Here is a 14,147-nt window from a genome sequence, read left to right as displayed (position 1 = left end):
CCGCGGATACGTTCAAAGAGCGGGGACACTTGCCCCCACCCTAACCCTCCCCCGCTCTCGCGGGGGAGGGGACTAAGTGCTTGTGCGGAAGAGCGGCGGCAGTCCCTCCTCCGCGAGAGCGGGGGAGGTTAGGTGGGGTCTAACTCCGCACCAAACCTACTGTTGCCCAACAACCGCCCGCGTCACCGCGTCGCGGTCCAGCCCGGTCTCGCCGATCACCACCAGACGGCTGCGGCGCTCCTCGCCGGGCTTCCACAGGCGGTCGTAGTGGGTCTGGATGCGGGTGCCGACGCCCTGGACCAGCAGGCGCATCGGCTTGCCGGGCACGTCGATGAAGCCCTTCAGGCGCAGCACGCCATGCAGGCCGGCGACCTGCTCCAGCGTCATCGCCAGACGGGCGGGATCGGGCTGCGGCGGCAGCTCCACCACGAAGCTGGTGAAGTCGTCGTGGTCGTGGCCCTCTTCATCGTCGTGGTGGCTGGGACGGTTGTCGAGGTCATCCTCCACCGCCGCGCCGACGCCGAGCAGAACCAGCGGATCGACAGCGCCTTGGGAGGCCCGCACCAGCTTGGCGTCGCGGCCGACCGCGTGGGAGAGGGCGCCGCGGATCAGATCCTCGACGCGGGCGAGGTCGCCGGATGCTACCAGATCGGTCTTGTTGACGACGATCAGGTCGGCGCAGAGCAGCTGGTCCTCGAACACCTCTTCGATCGGCGTTTCGTGATCGACGGTGCCGGCGGCGTCGCGCTGGGCCTCCAGCGCGGCGGGATCGGGGGCGAAACGGCCCTCCGCCGCGGCGGAGGCGTCGACCACGGCGATGACGCCGTCCACCGTGACCCGCGTCTTGATCGCCGGCCAGTGGAAGGCCTGGACCAGCGGCTTCGGCAGGGCAAGGCCGCTGGTCTCGATGATGATATGCTCGGGCGGCTCCGGCCGGGCCAGCAGCTTCTCAATGGCCGGGACGAAGTCGTCGGCGACGGTGCAGCACAGGCAGCCGTTCGCCAGCTCGATCACGTCGTCTTCGGTGCAGGTCGGGTTGCCGCAGGCGCGCAGGATGTCGCCGTCGATGCCGACATCGCCGAACTCGTTGATGATCAGCGCCAGCCGGCGGCCGTCGGCCTTTTCCAGCAGGCCGCGGATCAGCGTGGTCTTGCCGGCGCCGAGGAAGCCGGTGATGACGGTCGCCGGAACCTTGCCGGCGGCCGTCTTGGAAAGTGCGGACATGGGACGTAACTCCTTAACGCGCGCCGGGCTGCACCCGCAGGGCCGGCCGTTGCTCGGCCTCGCCGACCAGCCCGCCCGTCAGCCAGCCGCAGACCGCGCCCAGGATCGCCCAGAACAGGGCGGCGCTGCCCAGCGAGGCGGTGACGAAATGGGCGGCCAACTCCGGCGGGACGGCGCCTTCGGCACTATCCGGATGGGGGGCCCCGACCAGATGGGGCAAGGCGGCGGCCAGTACGGCGGCGGCGATGACGAGGCGGTTGCGGGCGAAGGCGAGCGCGGCCATGCCGACGCCGGCCCCGGCCGCCGCGGCCAGCCACCAGAGCTGGCGCAGTTCCAGATCGGCCCCGGCCATGCCCGGCAGTTCCGGCGGCAGGCCGAAGGAGGGCGCCAGCGACACGGCGACGAAACCGCCTGCACCCCACACCAGCCCGCGCCGCGCATCCACCGGCCGGCCGGCCAGCAGCATCGCAGCCGACAGCAGCAGCGCATAGGCCACGCCGGTCAGCAGGTTGGAGACGATGGTCAGGCCGATGCGCTGCATCGCCTCCTCAAGCGTGGTGGGCACGCCTTCGCCGACCTCGCGCACGGGGTCGTGCTGGTGCGACGCGGCAGGTGCGCCGGCGAGGGCAGCCACGGCCGGCGCGGGCGGCGGAGTCACCACCTCGTATTTCTCGGCTTCGAGGATCAGCGGGATGGTCGTCGCCTGCTGAACGACGGAAGCGGCCGTGCCGGAGAGCACGCCCGCGACCAGGGCGGCTGTGAACAGCCGCTGGATCAGATCCATGACCCTGGCTTAGTGGCAGGGAAACGCGAAGGAGTGACGGGCATCGTGGGCCGCGTCGTGGATCTGCTGCGGCTGGGCGAAGCCGACGCCGTACAGCAGGAAGCTGCCCAGCAGGATCGCGGCGAAGGCGGCGACCGCGGTCTGGGCGGCGCTGCGGGTCGCGGAACCGGCGGCAGCGTGAAGCGAACGGGTGGTCATGGAACGAAATCCTTGCTGTCCCGCCACACCCGGCGGGGTTGGGAAAGGTCGATGTGTCCGCCGGCAGGTTTCCTGGCTCGCGGGTCGTCGCATCGCCGTCCGCCTTCCCGGCGCGAAGGCCAGTGGCATGATGGACGGGACGCTCGCCGCACACAGTTGCGGGGGCAGCCGCGGCATTGGACCCCGTGCAACGGAGATCCGCACCGCATTCCCTATTATCCCCGCCGCCCGTCAGGACGGGCAGGGCACCGTCGGACGGCCACCATCGCAGTGCGCTGCCGGTTTGGCAAGTCCGCAATATGGCGTCGGCCACACGGACGATCTTGCGCGCCGACATTTTGGATGGTGTCATGTTTGGCGGACAGAGTGTCCGCGATTCCGACACTTTCCGATGCCAGGGTCCGGAGCGGAGAGAGGGAGGCAGAGGCAAACCATCGGAGAAACAATGGGTCCACGGGCCCGAGCGAAGCGAACCCTGCCGTGGCACGCTTCGTGCGTACAACAATCGGTGAAACGTCCCGCCGCATGGCGGCCCCTGGGCCGGGAGCCCGGATATAAGCCCCGGGCACAAGCCCGGACATAAGGACGAACGGGAGGAGAATTCGCGACCGATGAACGCCGCACCGAACGACGACATCATCCTGGAAGCGCGCAATCTGACAAAGGAGTTCAAGGGCTTCGTGGCGGTGAAGGAGGTGAACCTGCAAGTCAAGCGGGGCACCATCCATGCGCTGATCGGCCCGAACGGCGCCGGCAAGAGCACGGTGTTCAACCTGCTGACCAAGTTCCTGACGCCCACGCGCGGCCAGATCCTCTACAAGGGCCGGGACATCACCCGCACCAAGCCGGCCGACATCGCGCTGATGGGGCTGGTCCGCTCCTTCCAGATCTCGGCCGTCTTCCCGCATCTCAGCGTGCTGGAGAATGTCCGGGTGGCGCTGCAGCGGCCGCTCGGCACCAGCTTCCATTTCTGGAAGTCCGAAGCGTCGCTCTACGACCTGCACGACCGGGCGCTGGAACTGATCGAGGCGGTGAACCTCACCCCCTGGGCCGGCCACACCGCCGCCGAGTTGCCCTATGGCCGCAAGCGCGCGCTGGAGATCGCCACCACGCTAGCGCTCGACCCGGAGGTGATGCTGCTGGACGAACCGCTGGCCGGCATGGGCCATGAGGACATCGAAGGCACCGCGGCGCTGATCAAGCGCGTCGCCGCCGACCGCACCGTGCTGATGGTGGAACACAACCTGTCGGTCGTCGCCCACCTGTCGGACACCATCACCGTCCTGCGCCGCGGCGAAATCCTGGCGGAGGGACCGTACGAGGTCGTCTCCAAGAACCCGCAGGTGATGGAAGCATACATGGGGACCGGACATGCCTGACGGGATGAACACCAAGACTGCCATGCTGGAGATCGCCGACCTGCACGGCTATTACGGCGAAAGCCATGTGCTGCACGGTGTCAGCCTGGAGGTGCGGCAGGGCGAGGTGGTGACGCTGCTGGGCCGCAACGGCGCCGGCAAGACCTCCACCATGCGCGCCATCATGGGGATCATGGGCAAGCGCACCGGCTCCATCCGATTCCAGGGGCAGGAGCTGATCGGCATGGCCCAGCACAAGATCCCGCGGCTGGGCATCGGCTATGTGCCGGAGGAGCGCGGCATCTTCTCCTCGCTCAGTGTCGACGAGAACCTGACGCTGCCGCCGGTGGTGAAGGACGGCGGGATGACGATCCCGCAGATCTACGACCTGTTCCCCAACCTAAAGGGCCGCGGCTCGACCCAGGGCACGCGGCTGTCGGGCGGCGAGCAGCAGATGCTGGCGATCGCCCGCATCCTGCGCACCGGCGCCACCATGATCCTGCTGGACGAACCGACCGAGGGTCTGGCCCCGGTCATCATCGAGCAGATCGGCGTGGCGGTGCGGGCGCTGAAGGCACGCGGCTTCACCATCGTGCTGGTGGAACAGAACTTCCGCTTCGCCGCCACCATCGCCGACCGCCATTACGTGATGGAGGAGGGCCATGTGGTCGACATGATCCCCAACGACCAGCTCGAAGCCAACATGGACAAGCTGCACACCTATCTCGGCGTGTAGCCCGTCCAGCCTTCCGATCATTCCCGGCATCGACGCCGCCCCACCCCAATCGAGGGCGGGGCGGCGGACGGCCGGAGCTTTGCCCGATTACGGCCGCAGGTTCCCGCAGCGGGGACCGGCCGACAATAAAACCAAGAGGGAGAGACCTTCCGATGCGCACGCTTCTTCTCGCCGGCACCGCCCTGCTGACGCTGGCCGGGACCGCAATTCCGGCCGCGGCCCAGGTGTCGGACAACGTCATCCGCATCGGCGTGATGAACGACCGCTCCGGCATCTACGCCGATCTGGCCGGCGAGGGGTCCGCCATCGCCGCGCGGATGGCGGCGGAGGAGTTCGGCAACAAGGTCGCCGGCGCCGCCATCGAGATCGTCGTCGCCGACCACCAGAACAAGGCCGACATCGCCGCGTCGAAGGCGCGCGAGTGGGTGGACACCGGCGGCGTCGACGTGATCGCCGACGTGCCGAACTCCGCCGCCGCGCTGGCGGTGCAGGGCATCACCAAGGACAAGAAGCGCATCTTCCTGATGTCCGGTCCGGGCGCCACGGCGCTGAGCGGTGCGCAGTGCAGCCCATACGGCTTCCACTGGACCTACGACAACTATGCCATGGCCGCCGGCACCGGCCGCGCCCTGTACGAGCAGGGCAAGAAGAAGTGGTTCTTCGTGACCGCCGACTACGCCTTCGGCCAATCGCTGGAGGAGGAGACCACCAAGATGGTGAAGTCGCTGGGCGGCACCATCTCCGGATCGGTGCGCCATCCGCTCGGCACCTCCGACTTCTCGTCCTTCCTGCTGCAGGCGCAGGGATCGGGGGCCGACGTGATCGGGCTGGCGAACGCCGGCGGCGACACCGTCAACGCCGTCAAGCAGGCGGCGGAATTCGGCATCACCCAGTCGGGCCAGAGCCTGGCCGGTCTGCTGATGTTCATCACCGACGTGAATGCGCTGGGGCTGCAGTCGGCCCAGGGGTTGATGCTGACCACCGGCTTCTATTGGGACATGGACGACCAGACGCGCGAATGGTCGAAGAAGTTCGAGGCCAAGGCCGGCAAGAAGCCGACCATGGTGCAGGCCGGCGTCTATTCGGCGGTGAAGCATTACCTGAAGTCGGTCGATGCGGCGAAGACCGATGACGCCGACAAGGTCACCGCCAAGATGCGCGAAATGCCGGTCGAGGACATGTTCGCCAAGAAGGGCAGGATCGCCGCCAACGGCCGCATGATCCACGACATGTATCTGGCCCAGGTGAAGACCCCGGCCGAGTCGAAGGGGGCCTGGGATTATTACAAGATCGTCAAGACCATCCCGGCCGACACCGCCTTCATGGACCCCAAGCAGAGCGGCTGCGCGCTGGTGAAGTGAGGGGGAGTTAGACCCCCACCCTAACCCTCCCCCGCTGGGCGGGGGAGGGGATTAGGCACTTGTTCGAATAGATTGCGGCAGTCCCTCCCCCGCCCAGCGGGGGAGGTTAGGTGGGGGCATTCGAAGCCGACAATTCCCACCCAGAAGAACAACAACCACGAACCGGGAGAGACGCGGATATGTTCAGCCTGCTGGGAGTTCCGCCCCAAGTCCTGTTCGGGCAGCTTCTGCTCGGCCTGATCAATGGTTCCTTCTACGCGCTGCTCAGCCTCGGGCTGGCGGTGATCTTCGGCATGTTGAACGTCATCAACTTCGCCCACGGCGCGCTCTACATGGTCGGCGCCTTCGTGGCGTGGCTGCTGCTCACCTATGCCGGGATCGGATACTGGGGGGCGCTGGTGCTGGCGCCGGTGGCCGTCGGGCTGCTGGGCATCGCGCTGGAAAAGTCGATGCTGTCGCGGCTCTACAAGCTCGACCATCTCTATGGCCTGCTGCTGACCTTCGGGCTGGCGCTGATCCTGGAAGGGGCCTTCCGCCACCAGTATGGCGTGTCGGGCCAGCCCTATCCGATCCCCGCAGCCCTCCAGGGCGGGCAAAACCTGGGCTTCATGTTCCTGCCGAACTATCGCGCCTGGGTGGTCGTCGCCTCGCTGACCATCTGCTTCGGCACCTGGTTCGCCATCGAGCGGACGAAGCTGGGCGCCTATCTGCGCGCGGCGACGGAGAATCCGACGCTGGTCCAGGCCTTCGGCATCAATGTGCCGGTGATGGTGTCGCTGACCTACGGCTTCGGCGTGGCGCTGGCCGGGCTGGCCGGCGTGCTGGCGGCGCCGATCTATCAGGTGTCGCCGCTGATGGGGACCAACCTGATCATCATCGTCTTCGCGGTGGTGGTGATCGGCGGCATGGGCTCCATCCTGGGCGCCATCGTCACCGGCCTGGGGCTGGGGCTGCTGGAGGGGCTGACCAAGGTCTTCTATCCGGAGGCGTCCAACATCGTCGTGTTCGTCGTGATGGCGATCGTTCTTCTCATCAAGCCCGCGGGCCTCTTCGGACGGGAGCGCTGATCCATGACCGTCGCCAGCAACGCCGCCACCATCGCCATGCGCGGGTCCTCCCGCGGCACCGGCACCATCCTGATCGCCGCCGCCCTGCTGCTGATCGCCCTCGCGGCACCCTTCGTGCTGTATCCCGTCTTCCTGATGAAGGTGCTGTGCTTCGCGCTGTTCGCCTGCGCCTTCAACCTGCTGATCGGCTTCGCCGGCCTGCTCAGCTTCGGCCATGCCGCCTTCTTCGGCGGCGCGGCCTACATCGCCGCCCATACGGTGAAGGTCTGGGGCTGGGCACCGGAGTTCGGCCTGCTCGCCGCCACCGCGGTGGCGGGAGCGATGGGGCTGGTCTTCGGCCTGATCGCCATCCGCCGCCAGGGCATCTATTTCGCCATGATCACGCTGGCGCTGAGCCAGATGATCTTCTTCCTGGCGCTGCAGCTGCCCTTCACCCATGGCGAGGACGGCATCCAGGGCGTGCCGCGCGGCATGCTGTTCGGTCTGTTCGACCTCAACCAGCCGCTGACCATGTACTACACCGTGCTGGCGATCTTCCTCGGCGGCTTCGCCCTGATCTGGCGCACGGTGCATTCGCCCTTCGGGCAGGTGCTGAAGGCGATCCGCGAGAACGAACCGCGTGCGGTCTCGCTCGGCTACCGCACCGACCGCTACAAGCTGGTCGCCTTCGTGCTGTCCGCCTCGCTGGCGGGTCTCGCCGGCGGGACCAAGGCCATCGTGTTCCAGCTCGCCAGCCTGACCGACGTGACGTGGCAGATGTCGGGCGAGGTGGTGCTGATGACGCTGCTGGGCGGCATGGGCACGCTGCTGGGGCCGGTGGTCGGCGCCGGGCTGGTGGTGACGCTGGAAAGCTATCTCGCCGCCACCAGCCTGCCGGTGCCGGTGGTGATCGGCTGCATCTTCGTCGTCTGCGTCCTGGTCTTCCGCCGCGGCATCGTCGGCGAACTGTTGGCCCGCCTGCCCAAGCGCGGGCACTGAGTCCGCCGTCCGTTTCCGCGAACTCCCCCAGGGGGGACCGAAAGGTCCCCCTCTTTTTCCTTTCTCCTACCCGCCCGGGTTGAAAATCACGAAGAAGAGAGAGGATATGGCGGAGGATGTAGAGAGCAGGTCCGGGTTGCCTTTTTAAAAAGCGTCCCGGCTTGCGGTGCCGTCAAGCTCTGGTCTGATGAACGGGTGCGGATCGACCTCGCGCACCCGCCTGATCCCGTGCGCCTTCCCTTTAATCCGACGGATGGGCTACTATGTTGACCTCTGATATTGTTGGCAAATTGCGTTGCAATGCAGCAGGCCCCAAAGCCGGCGCCGCAATGGGCCTCGACACCGGGACGACGAAGATCGGTCCCGTTTGGGAGGGTGACGTGGGCGACACCGTCGATTTCGAAGCGTTGCGCCAGCGCGCGGTGCACTCCCTGTTCGAACACCTGGAATCCATGTGCGTCGGCGCCGTCGCGGTCGACCACAATGGCCGCATCGCCTGGATGGACGAGAAATACAAGGCGCTGCTGGGCGTTCCCGGCGACCCGCGCGGCCGGCAGGTGGAGGACGTCATCCCCAACAGCCAGCTGCGCCGGGTGATCGACAGCGGCCAGCCCCAGCCGCTGGACATCATGGAGTTCGGCGACCGGTCCTTCGTGGTGACGCGGATGCCGCTGTTCGGTACCGACGGATCGATCATCGGCGCCATCGGCTTCGTGCTGTTCGACCGTGCCGAGTATCTGCGCCCGCTGGTCCGCAAATACGAGAAGATGCAGGAGGAGCTGACCCGCACCCAGCAGGAGCTGGCGCATGAGCGCCGCGCCAAATACTCCTTCTCCCAGTTCCTGGGCGCCAGTGAATCGATCCGCGAGATCAAGCGTCTGGGCCGCCGCGCCGCGCAAATGGACAGCACCGTCCTGCTGCTGGGGGAGACGGGGACGGGCAAGGAGCTTCTGGCCCAGGCCATCCATTCCGCCAGCCCGCGGGCGTCCAAGCCCTTCGTCGGCGTCAATGTCGCCGCCATTCCGGAAACTTTGCTGGAGGCGGAGTTCTTCGGCGTCGCCCCCGGCGCCTACACCGGCGCCGACCGCCGCCACCGCGAGGGCAAGTTCCAACTCGCCAATGGCGGTACCCTGTTCCTGGACGAGATCGGCGACATGCCGCTGCCGGTGCAGGCCAAGCTGCTGCGCGTCCTGCAGGAGCGGGAGATCGAGCCGCTCGGCTCCAACAAGGTGGTGCGGGTCGATGTCCGCATCATCGCCGCCACCAGCCGCGACCTGCACGCCCTGGTGCGCGAGAAGCAGTTCCGCGCCGACCTCTATTATCGGCTGAACGTGGTGCCGATCACCCTGCCGCCGCTGCGCGACCGCCCGGAGGACATCGAGAGCATCGCCGACCGCATCCTGGAGCAGTTGGCGATCCAGCAGGGCACGCCGCCGCGCGAGCTTCTGGAGTCGGCGGTGCAGGTGCTGCGCGACTATGACTGGCCGGGGAACGTCCGCGAGCTTTACAACACGCTGGAGCGGGTGGTGGCGCTGACCGACGCGCCGATCCTGACCGCGCCGCACATCCGCAGCGTTCTGCCCGGCATGCAGCATCCGGCCGGCGCCTCGGCCCTGCCGCTGGCGGCCGGCGCGCGACCGTTGCAGGAGGTGCTGCACGCCGCCGAACGCCACGCCATCGCCGCCGCGCTGGAGGAGGCCAACGGCGTCAAGGCGCGGGCCGCGAAGCTGCTGGGCATTTCCCGCGCGTCGCTGTACGAACGCATGGTGACGCTGGGGCTTGGGGCGACGCAGTAGGCGCCGGCATAGGCCTGCGGTCATAAATTTCGCATTGTGAAATGCTGTTTCATTGACCTGCCGTCCGGGCGCTGGCAGGATCGTCCCGCGACGTGTTGCGGGAGGATTGGGTCATGCGCAGGCGGGAAGAGGCTCTGGTCGCCGACGATCTGGCGGAGGACGAGAAGGACCCGCGTTTCGTCACGGCGCTGGCCCGCGGGCTGGAACTGCTGCGCGCCTTCCGCCGCAACGAATCGATGCTGGGCAACCTGGAGTTGGCGCAGCGCACCGGCCTGCCCAAGCCGACGGTGTCGCGGCTGACCTACACGCTGGCAAAGCTGGGCTATCTCGCCTACGACCAGAACACCGGCAAGTACCGGCTCGGCACCTCGGTGCTGGCGCTGGGCTATGCCAGCCTGTCGGGTATGGGCATCCGGCAGGTCGCCCGGCCGCTGATGCAGGAATTGGCCGACCAGACCGGCCTTGCCGTGGCGCTGGGCGGGCGCGACCGGCTGAGCATGATCTATCTGGAATGCTGCAAGGCGACCGGGCCGATCACCCTGTCGCTCGACGTCGGTTCCCACATCAAGCTGTCGACCACCGGCATGGGCCGCGCCTATCTGGCCGCCTTGCCGGAGGCGGAGCGCGCGCCGCTGATGGCGAAGCTGGAAGAGCATGAGGGGGAACGCTGGCCCGAGATCCGCGACGGCATCCTCCAGGCCATCGAGGATTACCGGACGCGCGGCTACTGCCGCTCCCTCGGCGCCTGGAAGTCGGAGGTGCACGCCGTCGGCGTTCCCTTCGTGCCGCGCGACGGATCGCAGGTGCTGGCCTTCAACTGCGGCGGGCCGGCCTTCATGGTCGATTTGCAGAAACTGGAGGAGGAGTTCGCGCCGCGGCTGGTGGCGATGGTCCGGCGGATCGACGCGACGCTGTTCAACGGGTGAGAGTGGGGGGGGACACCGAATTTAAATCGGGAGCAGCCGTTTACCCCTACGGATGCCCTTCTCCCCTTGCGGGAGAAGGGTTGGGATGAGGGGTGCAGCCGGCCGAGGCCGGGAGGAAGCGTTGAATTGCGCCCCTCACCCCAACCCCTCTCCCGCAAGGGGAGAGGGGCTTCAGCAATCGATCAAACCCAAATGCAATTGCCCCGATGCCAGGAACAACGCCGCCCTTGCCAGCATTGCCACGTCCCAGCTAACTGTTCGGACAGCCGACGCACCCCCCGGATCCCATGCTCGACAGTTTCCTGCTCGCCTTCACCGCCCTGTTTTCCATCGTCAATCCGCTGGCGATGGCACTGATCTTCAGTCAGGTGACGGCGGACAGCAGTCCGCGCGACCGGGCGCGGCTGGCCGGGCTGGTCAGCCTCTATTCGGCCATCGTGATGCTGACCGCGCTGTGGGCGGGCGCCTATGTGCTGAATTTCTTCGGCGTGTCGATGGCGGCACTGCGGATCGCCGGCGGCTTCGTGGTGGCGGAACGGGCCTGGGCGTTGCTGACCGCGCCGGAACGGCACGAGGCGCGCAAGCAGGAACAGGCGGCGCCGACCGGCGACAACGACCGGCTGGCGGAATCGGCCTTCTTCCCGATGACGATCCCCTTCACCACCGGGCCGGGCACCATCTCGGTCGCCATCGCTCTCGGCTCCACCCGCCCGACACGCGGGGCCGGCGGGCTGATGGAGTTCTTCATCGGCATGTCGGGCGCCGCGCTGGCGATCGCTGCGTTGATCTGGCTGTCCTACCGCTCCGCCGACCGCATCGTCGCCTTCCTGGGTCCGACGCGGGTGCGGGTGCTGACGCGGCTGTTCGCCTTCCTGCTGTTCTGCGTCGGCGTCCAGATCCTGCTGACCGGTGTTCTGGACGCCTTCCCGCTGCTGTCGCAGAAGGGCTGAATCTTCTTATCGAGCGTAAAGCCTGACATGTCAGGCTTTACGCTCGCCCTCAAACGGCGGGCGCGGCCGTCCGGCCGCTTGCCTTCGCAGGCATGGGCCTGCTTGGCCGCAGTCGCGGCCCTTACCGCCGAGCGTACGGCTCGGCGGTATCAGCCCTTCGGACGCAGGTCCTGCACGCGCTTGGCCTTGCCGATGGACCGGGCGATGCCGCCGGGTTCGACCACTTCGATGCGGGTGCTGATGCCGATCAGCGACTTGATCGAATGCTGCAGGTGCTTGGCGTGGCCGTCCCATTCCGATGGGTGGATGTCGTCATGCATCTCCACCCGGACGGCGAGGTTGTCCATGTGGCCGTCGCGGCTCACCACCAGCTCGTAATGGGGAGCGAGCGCGGGAATCTTGCAGATCAGCTCCTCGACCTGGGTCGGGAAGACGTTCACGCCGCGGATGATGAGCATGTCGTCCGACCGGCCGGTGATCTTGTCCATCCGCCGCATGCCGCGGGCGGTGGGCGGCAGCAGCCGGGTCAGGTCGCGGGTGCGGTAGCGGATGACCGGCATGCCCTGCTTGGTCAGCGTGGTGAAGACCAGCTCGCCGTATGAGCCGTCGGGCAGCACCTCGCCCGTTTCGGGGTCGATGATCTCGGGATAGAAATGGTCTTCCCAGATCACCGGACCGTCCTTGGTCTCCACGCATTCGGACGCGACGCCCGGCCCCATCACCTCCGACAGGCCGTAGATGTCGACGGCGTGGATGTTGAAGGTGCGCTCGATCTCCTCGCGCAGCGCGCCGGTCCACGGCTCGGCGCCGAAGATGCCGACGCGCAGGCTGGTGCTGCGCGGATCGATGCCCTGGCGGCGCATCTCGTCGGCGATGTTCAGCATGTAGGACGGCGTGACCATGATGATGGTCGGCTTGAAGTCCTGGATCAGCTGGACCTGCTTCTCGGTCTGGCCGCCCGACATCGGCACCACGGCGCAGCCCAGCCGCTCCGCCCCGTAATGGGCGCCGAGCCCGCCGGTGAACAGGCCATAGCCGTAGGCGATGTGCACGATGTCGTTGCGCGTGCCGCCCGCCGCCCGGATGGAGCGGGCGACGACCTCCGCCCACACGTCGATGTCGCCCTTGGTGTAGCCGACCACCGTCGGCCGCCCGGTGGTGCCGCTGGAGGCATGGACGCGCACGATGTCCTCCATCGGCACGGCGAACATGCCGTAGGGATAGGCGCGGCGCAGGTCGTCCTTCACCGTGAAGGGGAACAGCGCCAGATCCTTCAGTTCCTTGAAGTCGTCGGGGTGGACGCCCTTCGCCTCGCACTTGGCGCGGAAGGACTCGACGTTGGCGTAGGAATGGCGCAGCGACCATGCCAGCCGCTCCGTCTGCATGCCCAAGATCTCGTCGCGGCTGGCGAACTCGTAGCGGTCCATGCCGGCTTTCGCGCCCTGGTTAACGCCGGTATCGGTCATGATGGACATGGTGCGCTTCTCCCTTCGTACTGATGCCCGGCGCTTGACGGCCGGTGTTGGCCCTATTCGATGCCAAATTCCCTTCAGACCCGCTCCACCATCATGGCGATGCCCTGGCCGACGCCGATGCACATGGTGCAGAGCGCGCGAGTCGCCTTGCGGTCCTCCAACTCCATCACCGCGCTGGCGACCAGTCGGGTGCCGCTGGCGCCCAGCGGGTGGCCGAGCGCGATGGCGCCGCCGTTGGGGTTCACATGCTCGGCATCGTCGGGCAGGCCCAGCATGCGCAGAACGGCGAGGCCCTGGGCGGCGAAGGCCTCGTTCAACTCGATCACGTCGACGTCGCCGATGGAGAGGCCAAGGCGGGCCAGCAGCTTCTGCGTGGCCGGGGCCGGGCCGATGCCCATGACGCGCGGCGCCACGCCGGCCACCGCGGTGCCGACGACACGGGCGCGCGGGGTCAGGCCATAGCGCTTGACCGCGTCCTCGGACGCCACGATCACCGCAGCGGCGCCGTCATTGACACCCGACGCGTTGCCGGCGGTGACGCTGCCGCCTTCCTTGCGGAAGGGGGTGGAGAGCCTGGCCAGCGCCTCCAGCGTGGTGTCGGGACGCAGATGCTCGTCGGCGGCGACGATGGTCGGCTCGCCCTTGCGGCGGGGGATGGAGACCGGGACGATCTCGCGGGCGAGGCGGCCCGACTCCTGGGCACGGCCGGCGCGCTGCTGGCTGCGGACGGCGAAGGCGTCCTGGTCGGCGCGGGAGATGGCGTAGTCGGCGGCGACGTTCTCCGCCGTCTCCGGCATGCTGTCGATGCCGAACTTCGCCTTCATCAGCGGATTGACGAAGCGCCAGCCGATGGTGGTGTCGAAGATCTCCGCCTGCCGGGAGAAGGCGCTGTCGGACTTGCCCATGACGAAGGGGGCGCGGGTCATGCTCTCCACGCCGCCGGCGACGATCAGATCGGCCTCGCCGGCCTTGATGGCGCGGGCGGCCATGCCGATGCTGTCCATCCCGGAGCCGCAGAGGCGGTTGACCGTGGTGCCGGGAACCGCTTCCGGCAATCCTGCCAGCAATGCTGCCATGCGGGCGACGTTGCGGTTGTCCTCGCCGGCCTGGTTGGCGCAGCCGAGGATCACGTCGTCGACGGCGGACCATTCGACACCGGGATTGCGCTCCACCAGCGCCCTCAGCGGCACTGCGGCGAGGTCGTCCGGGCGCACCGCGGCCAGCCCGCCGCCGTAACGGCCGAAGGGGGTGCGGACGGCATCGCAGATGTAGGCTTCACGCATGGTTCGCTCCA

13 protein-coding genes and 1 riboswitch are annotated in these 14,147 nt (G+C 67.7%); of the genes, 8 read left to right on the top strand and 5 right to left on the bottom strand.

Features of this window, described 5'->3' with window-relative positions; all coding sequences use genetic code 11:
* Positions 1-156 precede the first annotated feature (156 nt).
* The 3 genes from cobW to J2Y49_RS14120 are packed head-to-tail and all read right to left on the bottom strand — an operon-like array spanning position 157 to position 2,206.
* Positions 157-1,224 (bottom strand): cobalamin biosynthesis protein CobW, encoded by a 1,068-nt coding sequence (gene cobW / locus J2Y49_RS14130; protein WP_310115476.1) that lies wholly within the window; start codon positions 1,222-1,224, stop codon positions 157-159.
* Positions 1,225-1,237: 13 nt separating this feature from the next.
* Entirely contained in the window at positions 1,238-2,008 is a 771-nt protein-coding gene (locus J2Y49_RS14125; RefSeq protein WP_310115475.1) for a CbtA family protein, read from the bottom strand.
* 9 nt (positions 2,009-2,017) lie between these two features.
* Positions 2,018-2,206 (bottom strand): CbtB domain-containing protein, encoded by a 189-nt coding sequence (locus J2Y49_RS14120; RefSeq protein ID WP_310115474.1) that lies wholly within the window; start codon positions 2,204-2,206, stop codon positions 2,018-2,020.
* A gap of 44 nt (positions 2,207-2,250) precedes the next feature.
* Positions 2,251-2,474, bottom strand: a riboswitch (cobalamin riboswitch).
* 343 nt (positions 2,475-2,817) lie between these two features.
* On the opposite strand from J2Y49_RS14120, the gene J2Y49_RS14115 reads away from it, so the two are divergent.
* The 8 genes from J2Y49_RS14115 to J2Y49_RS14080 all read left to right on the top strand — a co-directional run bounded on the left by J2Y49_RS14115 (position 2,818) and on the right by J2Y49_RS14080 (position 11,378).
* Complete coding sequence (locus J2Y49_RS14115) at positions 2,818-3,585, top strand: ABC transporter ATP-binding protein (RefSeq protein ID WP_310115473.1); 768 nt, start codon at positions 2,818-2,820, stop codon at positions 3,583-3,585.
* A complete protein-coding gene (locus J2Y49_RS14110) occupies positions 3,578-4,300 on the top strand; it encodes an ABC transporter ATP-binding protein (RefSeq protein WP_310115472.1) in 723 nt (240 codons plus the stop codon). The genes J2Y49_RS14115 and J2Y49_RS14110 overlap by 8 nt, the downstream gene beginning before the upstream one ends.
* A 152-nt stretch (positions 4,301-4,452) precedes the next feature.
* Complete coding sequence (locus tag J2Y49_RS14105; RefSeq protein ID WP_310115471.1) at positions 4,453-5,661, top strand: ABC transporter substrate-binding protein; 1,209 nt, start codon at positions 4,453-4,455, stop codon at positions 5,659-5,661.
* A 179-nt stretch (positions 5,662-5,840) separates the two neighbouring features.
* Entirely contained in the window at positions 5,841-6,728 is an 888-nt protein-coding gene (locus J2Y49_RS14100) for a branched-chain amino acid ABC transporter permease (protein WP_310115470.1), read from the top strand.
* Between the two features lie 36 nt (positions 6,729-6,764).
* Complete coding sequence (locus J2Y49_RS14095; protein ID WP_310115528.1) at positions 6,765-7,706, top strand: branched-chain amino acid ABC transporter permease; 942 nt, start codon at positions 6,765-6,767, stop codon at positions 7,704-7,706.
* 380 nt (positions 7,707-8,086) lie between these two features.
* The gene (locus J2Y49_RS14090; RefSeq protein WP_310115469.1) at positions 8,087-9,502 is read left to right on the top strand and encodes a sigma 54-interacting transcriptional regulator; all 1,416 of its coding nucleotides are present in this window, start codon (positions 8,087-8,089) and stop codon (positions 9,500-9,502) included.
* A gap of 113 nt (positions 9,503-9,615) precedes the next feature.
* The gene (locus tag J2Y49_RS14085) at positions 9,616-10,428 is read left to right on the top strand and encodes an IclR family transcriptional regulator (protein WP_310115468.1); all 813 of its coding nucleotides are present in this window, start codon (positions 9,616-9,618) and stop codon (positions 10,426-10,428) included.
* A gap of 287 nt (positions 10,429-10,715) precedes the next feature.
* Entirely contained in the window at positions 10,716-11,378 is a 663-nt protein-coding gene (locus J2Y49_RS14080; RefSeq protein ID WP_149227111.1) for a MarC family protein, read from the top strand.
* A 149-nt stretch (positions 11,379-11,527) separates the two neighbouring features.
* Here J2Y49_RS14080 and paaK read toward each other — a convergent pair whose 3' ends face one another.
* Both paaK and pcaF read right to left on the bottom strand, forming a co-directional pair.
* On the bottom strand, positions 11,528-12,853 hold the full coding sequence (gene paaK / locus J2Y49_RS14075; protein ID WP_310115467.1) for a phenylacetate--CoA ligase PaaK: 1,326 nt from the start codon (positions 12,851-12,853) through the stop codon (positions 11,528-11,530).
* Between the two features lie 74 nt (positions 12,854-12,927).
* Entirely contained in the window at positions 12,928-14,136 is a 1,209-nt protein-coding gene (gene pcaF, locus J2Y49_RS14070; protein ID WP_310115466.1) for a 3-oxoadipyl-CoA thiolase, read from the bottom strand.
* Positions 14,137-14,147 lie beyond the last annotated feature (11 nt).

The organism is Azospirillum sp. BE72 (assembly GCF_031455875.1).
GTDB lineage: Bacteria > Pseudomonadota > Alphaproteobacteria > Azospirillales > Azospirillaceae > Azospirillum.
Note: the sequence above shows the minus strand (reverse complement) of the source record. Positions and strands in the feature narration are given on the sequence as shown.